This window comes from Rhodococcus sp. 27YEA15 (assembly GCF_049739425.1).
Taxonomy (GTDB): Bacteria; Actinomycetota; Actinomycetes; order Mycobacteriales; family Mycobacteriaceae; genus Rhodococcus_F.
Window position 1 is genome coordinate 1,057,477 of sequence record NZ_JBMHHW010000001.1, and the last position, 13,997, is coordinate 1,071,473.

Here is a 13,997-nt window from a genome sequence, read left to right on the forward strand (position 1 = left end):
AGTTCTGAACTCAGGCCGTGCTGAAGTCTCATTCAAAACGGTTCGACGGATTACTTCCCAGTAACCCAACCCGGAATGGGCTGGACAAATCAGGAGTGTCATCGTGTCCCCCGTGACTGAAGCAGTGAACGCCCCCAAAGTAGAGCTCACCGACGAAGAAATCTTCGCCGCGCATGTCGGCGGAAAGCTCTCGGTAGAGACCACCGCTCCGCTGGACACCCAGCGGGCACTGTCCATCGCGTACACCCCCGGGGTAGCACAGGTCAGCCGGGCAATCGCCGCCGACGAGACCCTCGCCGACCGGTACACCTGGACCAACCGCCTGGTAGTCGTCGTCAGCGACGGAACCGCGGTCCTCGGCCTCGGCGACATCGGGCCGCGCGCTTCCCTTCCCGTCATGGAAGGAAAGTCGGCGCTGTTCAAGAACTTCGCCGGTCTGAACTCCATCCCGCTCGTGCTCGACACCACTGACCCCGACGAGATCGTCGAGACCCTCGTTCGGCTGCGTCCGAGCTTCGGAGCCGTCAACCTCGAGGACATCTCGGCGCCGCGGTGCTTCGAGATCGAGAAGCGCGTCATCGAAGCGCTCGACTGCCCCGTCATGCACGACGATCAGCACGGCACCGCAATCGTGGTTCTCGCCGCGCTCAAGGGTGCCGTCAAAGTTCAAGGTCGCGACATCACCACCTTGCGCGTCGTCATCTCGGGTGCGGGTGCAGCCGGCGTCGCCTGTGCGAACATCCTGCTCGCTGCCGGTGTGACCGACGTCGTCGTGCTCGATTCCAAAGGTGTCATCTCGTCCGAGCGCACCGATCTCAACGACGTCAAAGCCGAACTGGCGGCGCGGACCAACCCGCGCTCGGTGCACGGTGGCGCGATCGCGGCCCTCGACGGAGCCGACGTGTTCCTCGGTGTGTCGGCCGGTACCGTTCCGGAAGAGCTCATCGCGACCATGGCCCCCGAGTCGATCGTGTTCGCACTCTCCAACCCCGACCCGGAAATCCACCCCGACGTGGCCGCCAAGTATGCAGCCATCGTCGCCACCGGGCGTAGCGATTTCCCGAACCAGATCAACAATGTTCTCGCCTTCCCCGGAGTGTTCAAGGGCGCGCTCGACGCCGGTGCCCGCCGGATCACCGAAGGTATGAAGCTCGCCGCCGCCGAAGCAATCCTCTCGGTGGTCGGTGACGAGTTGGCAGCGGACAAGATCGTCCCGAGTCCACTCGACCCTCGCGTGGCGCCCGCCGTAGCGGACGCCGTCGCGGCCGCAGCACATGCTGAGGGCGTGACCAGCTAAGAGGGAGACCGACAAGACCCCGGCCGCATCCCGATCAGGATGGGGCCGGGGTCTTTCGTGTTCCACTGCGGCCGTTCCGCGCCACCCGGACCGGTTCCGCCGCCGCTGTCACAGCCGAGACAGGTCCGGGGTGCGCCGTAGACGCCCGGTACCCGGTACCGATGCCCAGACCAGAAGCGCGAGTAGGCCGTCGACGATCAGGGCGAGCAAAGCCACGAGCACGGCGCCGACGATCACCCGGTCGTATTTGTACAGTGCCAGTCCGTCGAAGATATAGCGCCCGAGACCGCCCAGGTTGACGTATGCGGCCACCGTCGCGGTCGCGATGACCTGCAGTGTCGCGTTGCGCAACCCGCCGAGAATCAGTGGCAGAGCATTGGGGATCTCCACTCGCAGCAGCACCTGCAACTCGGTCATTCCCATCGCCCGCGCAGCCTCGACCACGCCCTGGTCGACGTTGGCGATTCCGGCGTACGTGCCCGCCAGCAGCGGAGGAATGCCCAAGATCACCAGCGCCAGAATCGGCGGCATCACACCGAGGCCCATCAGCAGGACCAGGAACGTCAACAGACCGAGGGTAGGCAGCGAGCGCAAGGCGTTGACCAAGCTCACCACCACGATCTGGCCGCGCCGCAGATGGCCGATCAACAAGCCGATCGGGACTGCGATGGCCGCGGCCACCACGACGGCGAGGAAGCTGTACCACAGGTGCTCGACGATTCGGTTGCCGATTCCGGTGTCACCACTCCAATTGGCCGGGTCCGCAATGTAATCCCAGGCTCCGGTGAAGATGTTCATACCGGTTCCCCTTCGGCGGCAACGGCAGCGAGGACGGCCGACGACTTCTTAGACGACGTCCTCGTCCAGGGTGTCAGCAGGCGTCCGATCAGGTAGAGGATCAGATCGATGACAAGAGCCAACGCGACGATCATGATGATGCCGGCGAGGATCTGATCCGGATAATCACGATCGTAACCCTGCTTGAACAACACACCCAGCCCGCCGATTCCGATCAACGACCCGACCGACACCATCGAAATATTGGTCACCGCAACCACTCTGATATTGGCGATCAACACGGGAAGTGCCAGCGGTAACTCGACCGTCAACGCGCGGCGCAGCGGTGTGAACCCGATCGCGGTGGATGCGTCCACGACACTGCTCGGCACCGAGTCGAGGGCCTCCGGAACGGCACGAACGAGAAGTGCGGTGGCGTACACACTGAGCGCTATCACGACATTGATCGGGTCGAGCGTCTTGAGTCCGAAGATCTGAGGAATGGTGACGAACAGGGCCAACGAGGGGATGGTGAAGGCGATACTGGCCAGCGTCAACGTGATTCGGCGGAGCCATCTGACGTTCCTGATTGCCGTCCCCACCGGAATGGCGATCAGTAAACCGATCGCCAACGGTACCAACGCGAGATACAGATGGGTTTGCGTGTAGCCGAGGACCGTCGAGAAATTGTCGATGAGCCACCGCATGCCGTTACGTCCCGAATCCCTCGGTGAATGCCACCCGGTTGCGTTCCTCGTCTTCGCGTCGCCGCTGCTCGGCGAGTTTGGCCACCACTTCCGCGCCGAGAATCCCACCGGTGACGACGCCGTCAGCGTCGACGGCAACCCCGATACCGGACGGCGACGAGATGGCCGAGTCCAGCGCTTGTCGCAGATCGCCGTCCGGGGAGAACAGCGAGCCGCCCGCCGACGTGGACTGATCCAGGGTCCGACCTGCCCGCAACCCTTCGACGCCGGTCACGTCGATCCAGCCTCTGGGAGTGCCGGTCTCACTCACCACGAGAACCCACTCACCCAGTTCGAGGCGCAACGAAGGCAGTTCGCCCTCGGCCGCCGTTCGGATCGGATGTACCGGCACCTCGTCCGCCGCCCGGAAGGACAAACCGCGATAGCCCCGATCGCGTCCGACGAAACCCGCCACGAAATCGGTTGCCGGGGAGGCAAGCACATCGCGCGGGGCGGCCACCTGTTGAAGGCGGCCGCCCGGGCCGAACACGGCAATGTGGTCACCGAGTTTCACGGCCTCGTCGATGTCGTGCGTGACGAAGACGATGGTCTTGCGTAATTCGCTCTGCAGACGCAGCATCTCGGTCTGCAGGTCCTCGCGGACCACCGGATCGACAGCACTGAACGGCTCGTCCATCAGCAGAATCGGCGGATCGGCCGCCAACGCGCGGGCGACACCGACACGCTGCTGCTGACCACCGGAAAGCTGGCCTGGGTATCGAGTGGCCAGTGCCGGATCCAGGCCTACCCGTTCGAGCACACCCAAGGCTGCCTTACGGGCGGCGCGACGTGATGCACCCCGAAGCACCGGGACCGTCGCGACGTTGTCGATCACGGTTCGGTGCGGAAGCAGACCGGCGTTCTGGATCACGTAACCGATACCGAGCCGCAGCTTCACCGCGTCGGTCTGCGCGATGTCACGCCCGTCGACGGTGATCGTTCCCGACGTCGGAGTGATCATGCGGTTGATCATCCGCATCGACGTGGTCTTCCCGCACCCGGACGGGCCGACGAAGACGGTGAACGACTCCGACTCGATGGTGAGGTCGAGTCGGTCCACCGCCGTGGTGCCGTCCGGGTACTGCTTGGTGACACCCTCGAAGGTGATCACGAGGTTACGAAACCGGCTTGTCGAGACCCTGCGTGGCAATCCACGACTTGGCTGCGGCCGCGGGTTCGGTCTTGGACTCGCCGGACACCTGGTCGTTGAGGGCGATCAACCCATCGGTGGTCAGCTTTGCCGACACCGCGTCGAGCACTGCGGTGAGCTTGTCCGAGGACTTCGACGCGCGAAGGACCGGCACCACGTTCTGGGCGGGGAAGTTGTTCTTCGGATCCTCGAGGACCACGAAGTTGTTGGCCGAAATCGCCGGCGACGTGGTGAAGATGTTCGCGGCGGTGACGTCGCCGGACGACAACGCCTTGACCGTGGCAGGTCCGCCGCCGTCGCCGATCGGAACGAAATTGGACGCCGCGATGTCGAGGCCGTAGTTGGCCTTCAACCCGGGCAGCCCGACGGGGCGTTCCTGGAACTCGGCAGGCGCACCGAACTTGACCTCGGCCGAATGCGGTGCCAGATCGGCGATCGTCTTCAGATTCCACTTGTCGGCGGTTTCCTTGGTGACGACCACGGCATCCTTGTCCTCGGCCGAGGCAGGCGTGGAGATGGCCAGATCGGAACCCAGTGCGGCGGGCAAAGCCGCCAGGACGTCGGCGGAGGAGGTTGCGGTCGCCTTCGGATCGAGATATTGCAGCAAATTGCCCGTGTAGTCCGGAATCACGTCGATGGAGCCGTCTTTCAGCGCCGGGATGTAAGCCTCGCGACTACCGACGTTGAACGTGGTGGAGACGTCGAAACCGTTGACGCGGAGCGCCTCGGCATAGATGTTCGCAATGGTCTCCGATTCCGGGAAATTCGCCGAACCGACGATGACGGCGTTGCTGTCTCCACTCGAACTCGACGGTGTGTTGTCACTGCTACCGCAGGCAGTGAGTGCGGTGAGGGAAACTACTGCTGCCGCTGCGACGAGCCAGCGGCTGGAACGAAATCGTGAGGTGCGCATGAGCGTCCTTCCGTGTTTCGGGCGTCGGCGACCATGCCCCTTCACGACGAGACCCACCGAGTGGCCGCCAGGACTGGTTACCGCGCATCGCTCGACAAGTGTAACGATAGGTGCCGACAAGGCACGGTTTTCGATCCGGCCAAGTGGAAATGCGCGGCTGCGGAAGATGCGCGTGATACAGAAAATGCGAGGGTTGCGGTGACGGGCAGGCAGGCGAAGTGGTCATCGGTGCTCGCGGCTCTCGCGGTACTTCCGGTCCTGGGTGCCTGCAGTACCGCAATCTCCGCGACCGACCGCGACCGATCAGATGAGGCCGATACTGTCGTCGTCGCTTCGGACTCGACTCCCCGTGGTGCCGTGCTCGCCGAAATCTACGCCGCAGTGTTGCAGACGTCGGGCACTCGGGTATCCGTTCATGTCGTAGCCGACGGCCGAACTGCGCGACTGGCCGCCCTCGACTCCGCCGAAGTGACGCTCGTCCCGGAATTCACAGGATCCCTTCTGGCTCACTATGATCCGTCGAGCCGAGCGCGCACCGGTGACGACGTCTTCGAGGCGTTGAGTCGATCACTGCCCGAAGGACTTGCAGTGTCGGATTACGCGACCGCCGAGGACAGGGCCGTGCTGGCGATCGACAGCGCGTATGCCGAAACGATGAAATCGACGACACTGTCCGACTTCGCGCCGTCCTGCGCCACCGCCACCGCCGTGGTGACGGAAGAGTTCGAGAACAACCGGGGGATAGCGCAACTGGAAGACGGCGGGGATTGCCGTTTCGCGCGTGTACGCACTGGCGCCACTGCCGGCCCGGACTCGAGGACCGTCTTCGGTACCACCACACTGTCCGAACACGCTCAATCCGGGTCCGTCACGGTCCTCGCCGATACCGAGCACGTGCTCGCGGCCCAGAACGTGGTACCGCTCTTTCGTGTCGGCGCTCTGGGCGACTCCCAGATCAAGGCTTTGAGTGTCGTGGCGGGCGAATTGTCCACCACGGACTTGGCAACCATGATTTCTCAGGTCGAAACAGGTTCGGCGACCGCGGCTTCCGTGGCCCGTCAGTGGTGGGACACCCGTCAGTAGTGTTGCGTCTCGGACGAAACGTTCTCGGGAGTGCGGGCCAGGACCGTCGCCAGGAAGTGACCGAGATCCGCCACCGCTTCGGCAGCTTCGCGAACCAGGGACGCCTGTGCATGCGCGACGTGCCACAGTTTCGCGTATTCGACGAGCGAGACCTCGACGCCGACCGCGGCAAGTTTGTCGGTGAAATCCATGACCTGCGGATAGAGGACTTCGTCGGTGCCGACGTGAATTCGGGTACGCGGCAGCACTTCCAGATTGCCGAAGATCGGCGCGTACCCGCTCTCGCGCGGATCGGCGCCGCCCAGATAAGCGTCCGCGGCGTCGAACGACCAGGCCGTGTTGACCACCAGATCAGCCTTCCTCGACGGATTGCGATCTCCGGGATTCACCCACGGCGAGATCAACGCGAGCGCTCCTGGCGTGATGCCGTGCCGCTCCACCAGTCTCAACGCGGTAGCCACGGCCAACCCGCCGCCGGCCGAATCCCCGGCGATGGCGAGTTGTTCCGGGGCGTAGCCGAACTCGGTGGTCAACTGCATGTATGCGGCCACCGCATCGTCGAGGGCGGCCGGGTACGGATTCTCCGGGGCGAGCCGGTAGTCCAGAGTGAACACCGCGGCCGACGATTCTCGCGCCAGATGCGCGGCCAGAGAGCGGTGCGTGCGCGGCGAACCCAGGGTGTACGCGCCGCCGTGCAAGTAGAGAACTGCCGTCGGGCGTTCGGTCGCACCCACGGTCACCTTCTCCGCCGGGCGACAGGCGAGTTCCAACGGGCGCACCACGGCGCCTGCCGGAATTCGCTGCAGCGGCGCCCCGGCCTCGAGCAAGAGACGCTGGAGGCGATACGGCAGGTGCACGTCGAAGGCCAACCGGAAGTACGGTCTCAACAAGAATCCGACCACAGGTAGCGGCAGCGTGAACGTACTCACCGGCAGGGCTCCTTAACGCTCGAACTTCAGGGACGGGGTTCTCAGCGAGATTTGGGTAGAATCCGACCGGCGACGATCGCGGTGATCCGTTGGTAACCCGATCCTACGAGACGAACCCAGAGATCGAGTGCTTTGGCGTCCAATCCGATCAGAACCCTGCCCCTGTTCTTGGCGACGCCGCCGACGATGGTTTTCGCCGCTTCCTCTGCAGTGGTGCGGGCCAGCCGGCGATCGAAGAACTCGGAGAAGACCGCAAGATCTTCCCCCGGCCCGGCGGTGGCGTTGCGGGCGATCGCGGTTTTGATTCCGCCGGGGTGCACGCACGTCACGTTGACCGGCTGCTTGTCGATCAACATCTCCTGGCGAAGAGACTCCGTGAAGCCGCGCACCGCGAACTTCGCCGAGTTGTATGCGCTCTGGCCCGGCATCGAAAGAAGTCCGAACAGGCTCGACACGTTGATCACGTGTCCGTCCCCCGACGCGATCAGATGCGGCAGGAATGCCTTGGTGCCGTTGACCACGCCCCAGAAGTCGACGTCCATCACTCGTTCGAAGCTCTTGAACTCCGACTTCTCGAACGTGCCGTGATATGCGATACCCGCGTTGTTGTAGATCTGGTTGACCTTGCCGAAGTGTGCGACGACGGCGTCGGCGTACTCCATGACGGCTTCACGCTGAGTGACGTCGAGGTGGTCGGACTTGACCTCGGCACCGAGCGCTTCCGCCTGCCGTGCGGTCTCGGCGAGTCCGACCGTGTCGACGTCGGAGATCGCCAACTTCGATCCCTTCGCGGCCAGATTGAGCGCGAGAGCGCGCCCGATTCCGGAACCGGCGCCGGTGACGACCGCGACTCTGCCTGCGAATTCACTCATTGTGCAACTACTTTCGTGTTGTCGAGATCGGACCGGGCTGACGCGATCGAGGACGAGCGGAGATCGGACGTTGCGACGCTTCGATAGGCGGCGAGGTCGAAATGCTTTGTTGCCTGCCGGAATTGGAAGGTGAACCCCGGCCAGAGGGTGGTGTTGTTCCCGTGCTTGTCCATGTACCAGCTGGCGCAGCCGCCGTTGCTCCACACGCTGCTGGACATAGCGGCCTGTAGGTCGGCGTTGTACTTGTCCTGCTTGTCTTTCCGAACTTCGATGGTGCCGATGTCGTACTTGTCGATGGTGGCGATGGCATCGACGAGGTAGTTGATCTGCGATTCGATCATGAAGACCATCGACGAATGGCCGAGGCCGGTGTTGGGCCCGACGAGGAAGAACATGTTGGGGAAGTTCGCCACCGCGGCGCCCTTGTAGCCCTGCATGCCGCCGTCGTCGAAGACCTCGGCGAGCGAGCGGCCGTCCTTGCCGAAGATTCCGGCGAAGGTGGGGGAATCGGTGACGTGGAAGCCGGTGGCGACGACGATCGCGTCGATCTCGCGCGTCGTACCGTTCTTCGACACGATTCCGTTCGCCGTGACCTCCTCGATGCCTTCGGTCACGAGATCCACGTTGTCCTGCGCGAGAGTGGGGAAGTAGTTGTTCGAGATCAACATGCGCTTGCAGCCGATCTGGAAGTCGGGTGTGACCTTCTTGCGTAGATCCTTGTCCTTGATCTGCGCTTTCAGATGGCGTTCGGCAGCGAACTGCAGCGGTTTCATGAAGATCGGTGCCTTGGCCAGGCCGACCACCTGGGTTTCACGCATCCAGTAGATACCGGTGCGGCACAGCTTCTGGAAGCCCGGAACGTACTTGAACGCGAGGTGCTCGATCTTGGTGTACTCGCGGTCTGCGCGGGGCAGAATCCACGGCGCGGTGCGCTGGTACACGTCCAGATGGGCGACCTTCTTGCCGATGGCGGGCACGATCTGGATTGCCGATGCGCCGGTACCGATGACTGCGACGCGCTTGCCGGTCAGATCGGCGTCGTGGTTCCAGCGTGACGAGTGGAAGATCTCGCCCTCGAATCCGTCGATACCCTTGATGTCCGGCAGGGACGGTTCGCACAGTGCGCCGACTGCGGAGACCACGATCTTGGCGATGAACTCGCCCTTGTTGGTACTGACATGCCATTTGGACGTCTCGTCGTCCCAGCGTGCCGAGAGCACGTCGCAGCCGAAGACGTGCTTGCTCAGCACCTTGTGGCGGTTCGCCACGGATTGGATGTACTTGTAGATCTCCGGTTGAGTGGAGAACGAGCGGGTCCATTCCGGGTTGAGTGCGAACGAGTACGAATACAGGTGTGAGGGAACATCGCAGGCGGCGCCGGGGTAACTGTTGTCCCGCCAGGTGCCGCCGACATCGTTGCCGCGCTCGAGGACGACGTAGTCGGAAACGCCGGCCTGTGCCAGTTTGATCGCCGCGCCGAGGCCGGCGAAACCGCTGCCGATGATCAGGGTGCCGACATGGCGGGTGTCCGCCGTGCTCGTCGAAGTATCTGTTACTGGGAGACTCATGTATGGAACAATATGCCCTCGTCGAAGAACGGTCAATAGCTTATTGACAATTATTCAGTAGTCTGTCGAGTATGGACGCCGCAAAGCGAACACGACTCAGCCCGGCCGAACGCCGGGCTCAACTCATCGATCTCGGTGCTCGCATGCTGTCCGAACGCCCCCTCGAACAGGTGTCGGTCGAGGACATTGCCGACCGGGCCGGAGTCTCACGCGGGCTCCTCTTCCATTACTTCGCGTCGAAGAGCGACTTCCATCTCGAAATCATCCGCCACACCAGCGCGCAACTACTCGAACGCACGGAACCGGTGGAAGTCGACAGCGACGACCCGATGCTGACATTGCGGTCGGTCATCGCATCGTATGTCGACTACGTGACCGAAAACAGCACTACGTACGTTTCTCTGCTTCGCGGGAGTGCCAGCGGCGACCCGCAGATGCGCGCCGTGTTCGAACAAACTCGCGACACGATGGCAAACCGCACACTCGATCAACTCCCACGGATCGGGATGGTGAGAACACCGCGCGCCGAACTGGCGGTGCGAGGCTGGATCGCCTTCGTCGAAGAGGCCACTATCAGTTGGCTCCGCGCTCCGTCCATCACGAGAGACGAGTTGGTCGAACTCAATGTCGCCGCGCTGCCTGCCCTTGCCTTCGCGTCGGCCGCATCGGACGGCTCGCTGAACTGATCGACACCGTGGTTGGTCAGGGCAAGACAAAAGGCCGGACCGCACTCCGTAGGGAGCACGACCCGGCCTTTTATCTTGCCCGAAGGTCAGGACGATCAGTCGATGGGCAAGAACGCCTCGTCGAGGATTTCCTGCTGCTCGACGGCGTGCACCTTGCTCGATCCCGAAGACGGAGCAGACATCGGACGCCGCGAAATGCGCTTGATGCCGGCCAGCGTCCGGGGGAGTAGCTCGGGCAACGCGAGTCCGAGGAACGGCCAGGCACCCTGGTTCGCCGGTTCTTCCTGAACCCAACGGAACTCGGTCGCATTCGGGTACCGGTCGAGTGTCTCCTGCAGGCGACGCTTCGGCACCGGATACAGCTGCTCGACACGAACGATCGCGATGTCGCTGCGGTTGTCCTTGTGCTTCTTCGCCAGGAGCTCCCAGTAGAGCTTGCCGCTCACCAACAACACCCGCTTGACCGGATCGCGCGATTCCTCGCCGCTCTCGATTGCCGGCTCCTCGAACACCGAACGGAACTTGCCGGTGGTGAAGTCCGCGACATCGGAGACCGCAGCCTTGTTACGCAGCATCGACTTCGGAGTGAAGACCACCAGCGGGCGACGGATGCCGTCCAGATGATGGCGACGCAGCAGGTGGAAGTAGCTCGCAGGCGTCGACGGAACGGCGACGGTCATCGACCCTTCGGCGCACAGCTGCAGGAACCGCTCGATGCGGCCGGACGTGTGGTCCGGACCCTGACCTTCGTGACCGTGCGGCAGGAGCAGCACCACGTCGGAGAGCTGGCCCCACTTGGCTTCACCCGAGCTGATGAACTCGTCGATGATGGTCTGCGCGCCGTTGACGAAGTCACCGAACTGCGCTTCCCACAACACCAGAGCATCCGGGTTGCCGACCGAGTAGCCGTACTCGAAGCCCAAGCCCGCGTACTCGGTGAGAGCCGAGTCGTAGATCATGAACTTGCCGCCGTTACCGGCGTCTGCGGCGATCTTCGCGAGCGGGCTGTATTCGCTGCTGGTCTTACGGTCGATCAGAACCGAATGACGCTGCGTGAACGTGCCGCGCTTGGAATCTTGGCCCGCGAGACGAATCAAGGCGCCTTGCTCGGCGAGAGAACCGAACGCGAGCAGCTCGGCGAACGCCCAGTCGATGTGACCGTCGCGAGCCATTTCGCGACGCTTCTCCGCCACCGGCTTTACTCGCGGGTGCGTGGTGAAACCGTCGGGAACGTTGACGAACGCGTCACCGATACGTTCGAGGACCTCGGGCGCAACTGCCGTCGTCAGGCGAGCAGGCGGAGTCTGGTCCAGTTCGACCGACTCCGAAGGCTCCGGCTGGAACTTCTCGAGCTCACGGACCTCGTTGAAGACCCGCTCGAGCTGACCCTGGTAGTCGCGAAGAGCGTCCTCGGCTTCCTTGAGCGAGATGTCACCGCGGCCGATGAGGGACTCGGTGTAGCTCTTGCGAACGCTGCGCTTGGTGTCGATCACGTCGTACATCGCCGGCTGGGTCATCGACGGGTCGTCGCCCTCGTTGTGGCCGCGACGGCGGTAGCAGATGAGGTCGATGACGACGTCCTTGCCGAACTTCTCGCGGAAGTCGACGGCCAGCTGAGCAACCCAGACACATGCCTCGGGGTCGTCGCCGTTGACGTGGAAGACCGGTGCGGCAATCATCTTCGCAACGTCCGTGCAGTACTCGGACGAGCGTGAATGCTCAGGAGCAGTGGTGAAGCCGACCTGGTTGTTGACGACGATATGCACGGTGCCACCGGTGCGGTAGCCGCGCAGGAGCGAGAGGTTCAACGTCTCGGCCACGACGCCCTGACCGGCGAATGCAGCGTCGCCGTGCAGCATCAGCGGGAGGACGGTGAAGCCCTCTTCACCCTTGTCGAGAATGTCCTGCTTGGCGCGTACCAGGCCTTCGAGTACCGGGTCGACAGCTTCGAGGTGCGACGGATTCGCCGTGAGCGAGACCGCGATGTCGTTGTCGCCGAACATCTGGATGTACGTGCCGCTGGCACCGAGGTGGTACTTCACGTCACCGGAGCCGTGCGCCGCCGCCGGGTTCATGTTGCCCTCGAACTCGGTGAAGATCTTCGAGTACGGCTTGCCGACGATGTTGGCCAGCACGTTCAGCCTGCCACGGTGCGGCATGCCGATCACGACCTCGTCGAGCTTGTGCTCGGCGGCCTGGTCGATGACGGCGTCCATCATCGGGATGACGGCCTCGGCGCCCTCGAGCGAGAACCGCTTCTGTCCGACGTACTTGGTCTGCAGGAACGTTTCGAACGCCTCGGCCGCGTTGAGCTTGCTCAGGATGTACTTCTGCTGAGCAACCGACGGCTTCGGGTGATGTGCTTCGACGCGGTCCTGGATCCACTGACGCTGATCGGTCTCGAGGATGTGCGTGTACTCGACACCGATATGGCGGCAGTACGCGTCGCGCAGCACACTGAGCACGTCGCGAAGTTTCATCTTCTCTTCGCCGTGGAAACCGCCGACCTTGAATTCGCGATCGAGATCCCACAGCGTCAGGCCGTGGCTGATCACGTCGAGGTCGGGGTGGCTGCGGAACTTGTCCTTGACGAACTGCAGCGGATCGGTGTCGGCCATGAGATGACCGCGGTCGCGGTACGCGGCGATCAGCTCGAGAACGCGCGTGCTCTTGTCGACGGATCCCTGGGGCACGTCCTTGCGCCAGCGGACCGGCTCGTACGGATTGCCGAGCGCGTGAAAGATCGAGTCGTAGAACTCGTCGCTGATCAGCAGGTTGTGGATCGTGCGAAGGAAATCGCCCGACTCGGCGCCCTGGATGATGCGGTGATCGTAGGTCGAGGTCAGCGTCATGAGCTTGCCGACGCCCATCTCGGCCAGCTTTTCGTCGCTGGCGCCCTGGAACTCGGCGGGGTACTCCATCGCGCCGGCGCCGATGATGGCGCCCTGGCCTTTCATCAGGCGTGGAACCGAGTGAACGGTGCCGATTCCACCCGGGTTCGTCAGGGAGATGGTGACACCGGTGAAGTCCTCACCGGTGAGCTTCCCTTCACGGGCGCGGCGGACGACGTCCTCGTACGCGGCGTGGAACTGGACGAAGTTCATCGACTCGGTGTTCCGGATGGCTGCGACTACCAGCGAGCGGCTGCCGTCCTTTCCGGGGAGGTCGATCGCGAGCCCGAGATTGGTGTGCTCGGGGGTGACCGCGTTCGGCTTGCCGTCGATCTCGGCGAAATGCCGGTTCATGTTCGGGAAGGCGTTGACGGCCTGAACTATCGCGTAGCCGAGCAGGTGGGTGAACGAGATCTTGCCGCCACGGGTACGGGCGAGGTGATTGTTGATGACGACGCGGTTGTCGAACATCAGCTTCGCCGGGATCGCGCGAACGCTCGTGGCGGTCGGGATCTCGAGGGAGAGCGACATGTTCTTCACGACGGCGGCGGCAGCACCGCGGAGCACCTTGGTCTCCTCGCCTGCAGCGGCGGGAGCCGCCTTGGCCGGAGCGGCCTTGGCGGGAGCCTTCGCCGGGGCGGGAGTCTTGGCCGGAGCGGCGGCCTCGGCCGGCGCCTTGGCAGGTGCAGTCGTTTTCGTGGGTGCGGCGGGCGCAGGCGGGGCGCTCTTGGTGGGTACCGGGGGCGCGCTCTTCGGAGCAACCGGAGGAGCTGTAGTAGCGGCTCCGTTGCCGTTCGAGCTGTTCCCGTTCACACCTCCCGAATTCGCCGACTCCGGGGAGTAATCGGTCAAGAATTCGTGCCAACTAGGATCCACAGACGACGGATCGTCCTGGAAGCGTTGGTACATTTCGTCAACCAGCCACTGGTTCTGTCCGAATTGGGATGTAGAACTGCTGCTCACGGCAGAGTTTCGCCTCGTTTCTATTTCGGTACCCGATCAGAGCGCCTGTATATGTGAGATTAGCTCGCGCGTGTGACGAGCATTTATGAGGCGGTAGATTTGTGATCTGCCTCACGTTTGCG

Annotated in this window: 11 protein-coding genes; 3 read left to right on the top strand and 8 right to left on the bottom strand. The window is 63.4% G+C overall.

Going from position 1 to position 13,997, the window contains the following annotated elements; translation table 11 throughout:
- Positions 1-103 precede the first annotated feature (103 nt).
- The gene (locus ABH922_RS05000) at positions 104-1,297 is read left to right on the top strand and encodes an NAD(P)-dependent malic enzyme (RefSeq protein ID WP_424805879.1); all 1,194 of its coding nucleotides are present in this window, start codon (positions 104-106) and stop codon (positions 1,295-1,297) included.
- 108 nt (positions 1,298-1,405) lie between these two features.
- On the opposite strand, the gene ABH922_RS05005 is transcribed toward ABH922_RS05000, so the two are convergent.
- Genes ABH922_RS05005 through ABH922_RS05020 form a run of 4 tightly spaced genes read right to left on the bottom strand, consistent with a single transcriptional unit; the run spans position 1,406 to position 4,883 of the window.
- Positions 1,406-2,095 carry an ABC transporter permease gene (locus ABH922_RS05005; RefSeq protein WP_424805880.1) on the bottom strand — a complete coding sequence of 230 codons (690 nt, stop codon included), beginning with the start codon at positions 2,093-2,095 and terminating at the stop codon, positions 1,406-1,408.
- The gene (locus ABH922_RS05010) at positions 2,092-2,781 is read right to left on the bottom strand and encodes an ABC transporter permease (RefSeq protein ID WP_424805881.1); all 690 of its coding nucleotides are present in this window, start codon (positions 2,779-2,781) and stop codon (positions 2,092-2,094) included. Before ABH922_RS05010 ends, ABH922_RS05005 begins: the two co-directional genes overlap by 4 nt.
- A 4-nt stretch (positions 2,782-2,785) precedes the next feature.
- Positions 2,786-3,931 carry an ABC transporter ATP-binding protein gene (locus ABH922_RS05015; RefSeq protein ID WP_424805882.1) on the bottom strand — a complete coding sequence of 382 codons (1,146 nt, stop codon included), beginning with the start codon at positions 3,929-3,931 and terminating at the stop codon, positions 2,786-2,788.
- A 4-nt stretch (positions 3,932-3,935) separates the two neighbouring features.
- The gene (locus ABH922_RS05020) at positions 3,936-4,883 is read right to left on the bottom strand and encodes an ABC transporter substrate-binding protein (protein WP_424805883.1); all 948 of its coding nucleotides are present in this window, start codon (positions 4,881-4,883) and stop codon (positions 3,936-3,938) included.
- Positions 4,884-5,081: 198 nt separating this feature from the next.
- Between ABH922_RS05020 and ABH922_RS05025 the strand changes: the two genes are divergently transcribed.
- Positions 5,082-5,966 (top strand): ABC transporter substrate-binding protein, encoded by an 885-nt coding sequence (locus ABH922_RS05025; protein WP_424805884.1) that lies wholly within the window; start codon positions 5,082-5,084, stop codon positions 5,964-5,966.
- Here ABH922_RS05025 and ABH922_RS05030 read toward each other — a convergent pair.
- Genes ABH922_RS05030 through ABH922_RS05040 form a run of 3 tightly spaced genes read right to left on the bottom strand, consistent with a single transcriptional unit; the run spans position 5,960 to position 9,335 of the window.
- Positions 5,960-6,895 (bottom strand): alpha/beta hydrolase, encoded by a 936-nt coding sequence (locus ABH922_RS05030; protein ID WP_424805885.1) that lies wholly within the window; start codon positions 6,893-6,895, stop codon positions 5,960-5,962. The two genes, ABH922_RS05025 and ABH922_RS05030, sit on opposite strands and share 7 nt — an antisense overlap.
- Before the next feature lie 41 nt (positions 6,896-6,936).
- Positions 6,937-7,767, bottom strand: coding sequence for an SDR family NAD(P)-dependent oxidoreductase (locus ABH922_RS05035; protein WP_424805886.1), 831 nt, complete (start codon positions 7,765-7,767; stop codon positions 6,937-6,939).
- A complete protein-coding gene (locus tag ABH922_RS05040; protein ID WP_424805887.1) occupies positions 7,764-9,335 on the bottom strand; it encodes a flavin-containing monooxygenase in 1,572 nt (523 codons plus the stop codon). Before ABH922_RS05040 ends, ABH922_RS05035 begins: the two co-directional genes overlap by 4 nt.
- Positions 9,336-9,406: 71 nt before the next feature.
- Between ABH922_RS05040 and ABH922_RS05045 the strand changes: the two genes are divergently transcribed.
- The gene (locus tag ABH922_RS05045; protein ID WP_424805888.1) at positions 9,407-10,021 is read left to right on the top strand and encodes a TetR/AcrR family transcriptional regulator; all 615 of its coding nucleotides are present in this window, start codon (positions 9,407-9,409) and stop codon (positions 10,019-10,021) included.
- Between the two features lie 95 nt (positions 10,022-10,116).
- Here the strand turns inward: ABH922_RS05045 and ABH922_RS05050 are convergent, their stop codons facing one another.
- Positions 10,117-13,875 carry a multifunctional oxoglutarate decarboxylase/oxoglutarate dehydrogenase thiamine pyrophosphate-binding subunit/dihydrolipoyllysine-residue succinyltransferase subunit gene (locus ABH922_RS05050; protein ID WP_424805889.1) on the bottom strand — a complete coding sequence of 1,253 codons (3,759 nt, stop codon included), beginning with the start codon at positions 13,873-13,875 and terminating at the stop codon, positions 10,117-10,119.
- Between the last annotated feature and the right edge of the window lie 122 nt (positions 13,876-13,997).

What these genes read in the sequence shown, in the direction of transcription:
- ABH922_RS05005 (WP_424805880.1), bottom strand. Translation starts at nt 2,095, where the DNA reads ATGAACATCTTCACCGGAGCCTGGGATTACATTGCGGACCCGGCCAAT.
- ABH922_RS05010 (WP_424805881.1), bottom strand. Translation starts at nt 2,781, where the DNA reads ATGCGGTGGCTCATCGACAATTTCTCGACGGTCCTCGGCTACACGCAA.
- ABH922_RS05020 (WP_424805883.1), bottom strand. Translation starts at nt 4,883, where the DNA reads ATGCGCACCTCACGATTTCGTTCCAGCCGCTGGCTCGTCGCAGCGGCA.
- ABH922_RS05035 (WP_424805886.1), bottom strand. Translation starts at nt 7,767, where the DNA reads ATGAGTGAATTCGCAGGCAGAGTCGCGGTCGTCACCGGCGCCGGTTCC.
- ABH922_RS05040 (WP_424805887.1), bottom strand. Translation starts at nt 9,335, where the DNA reads ATGAGTCTCCCAGTAACAGATACTTCGACGAGCACGGCGGACACCCGC.
- ABH922_RS05045 (WP_424805888.1), top strand. Translation starts at nt 9,407, where the DNA reads ATGGACGCCGCAAAGCGAACACGACTCAGCCCGGCCGAACGCCGGGCT.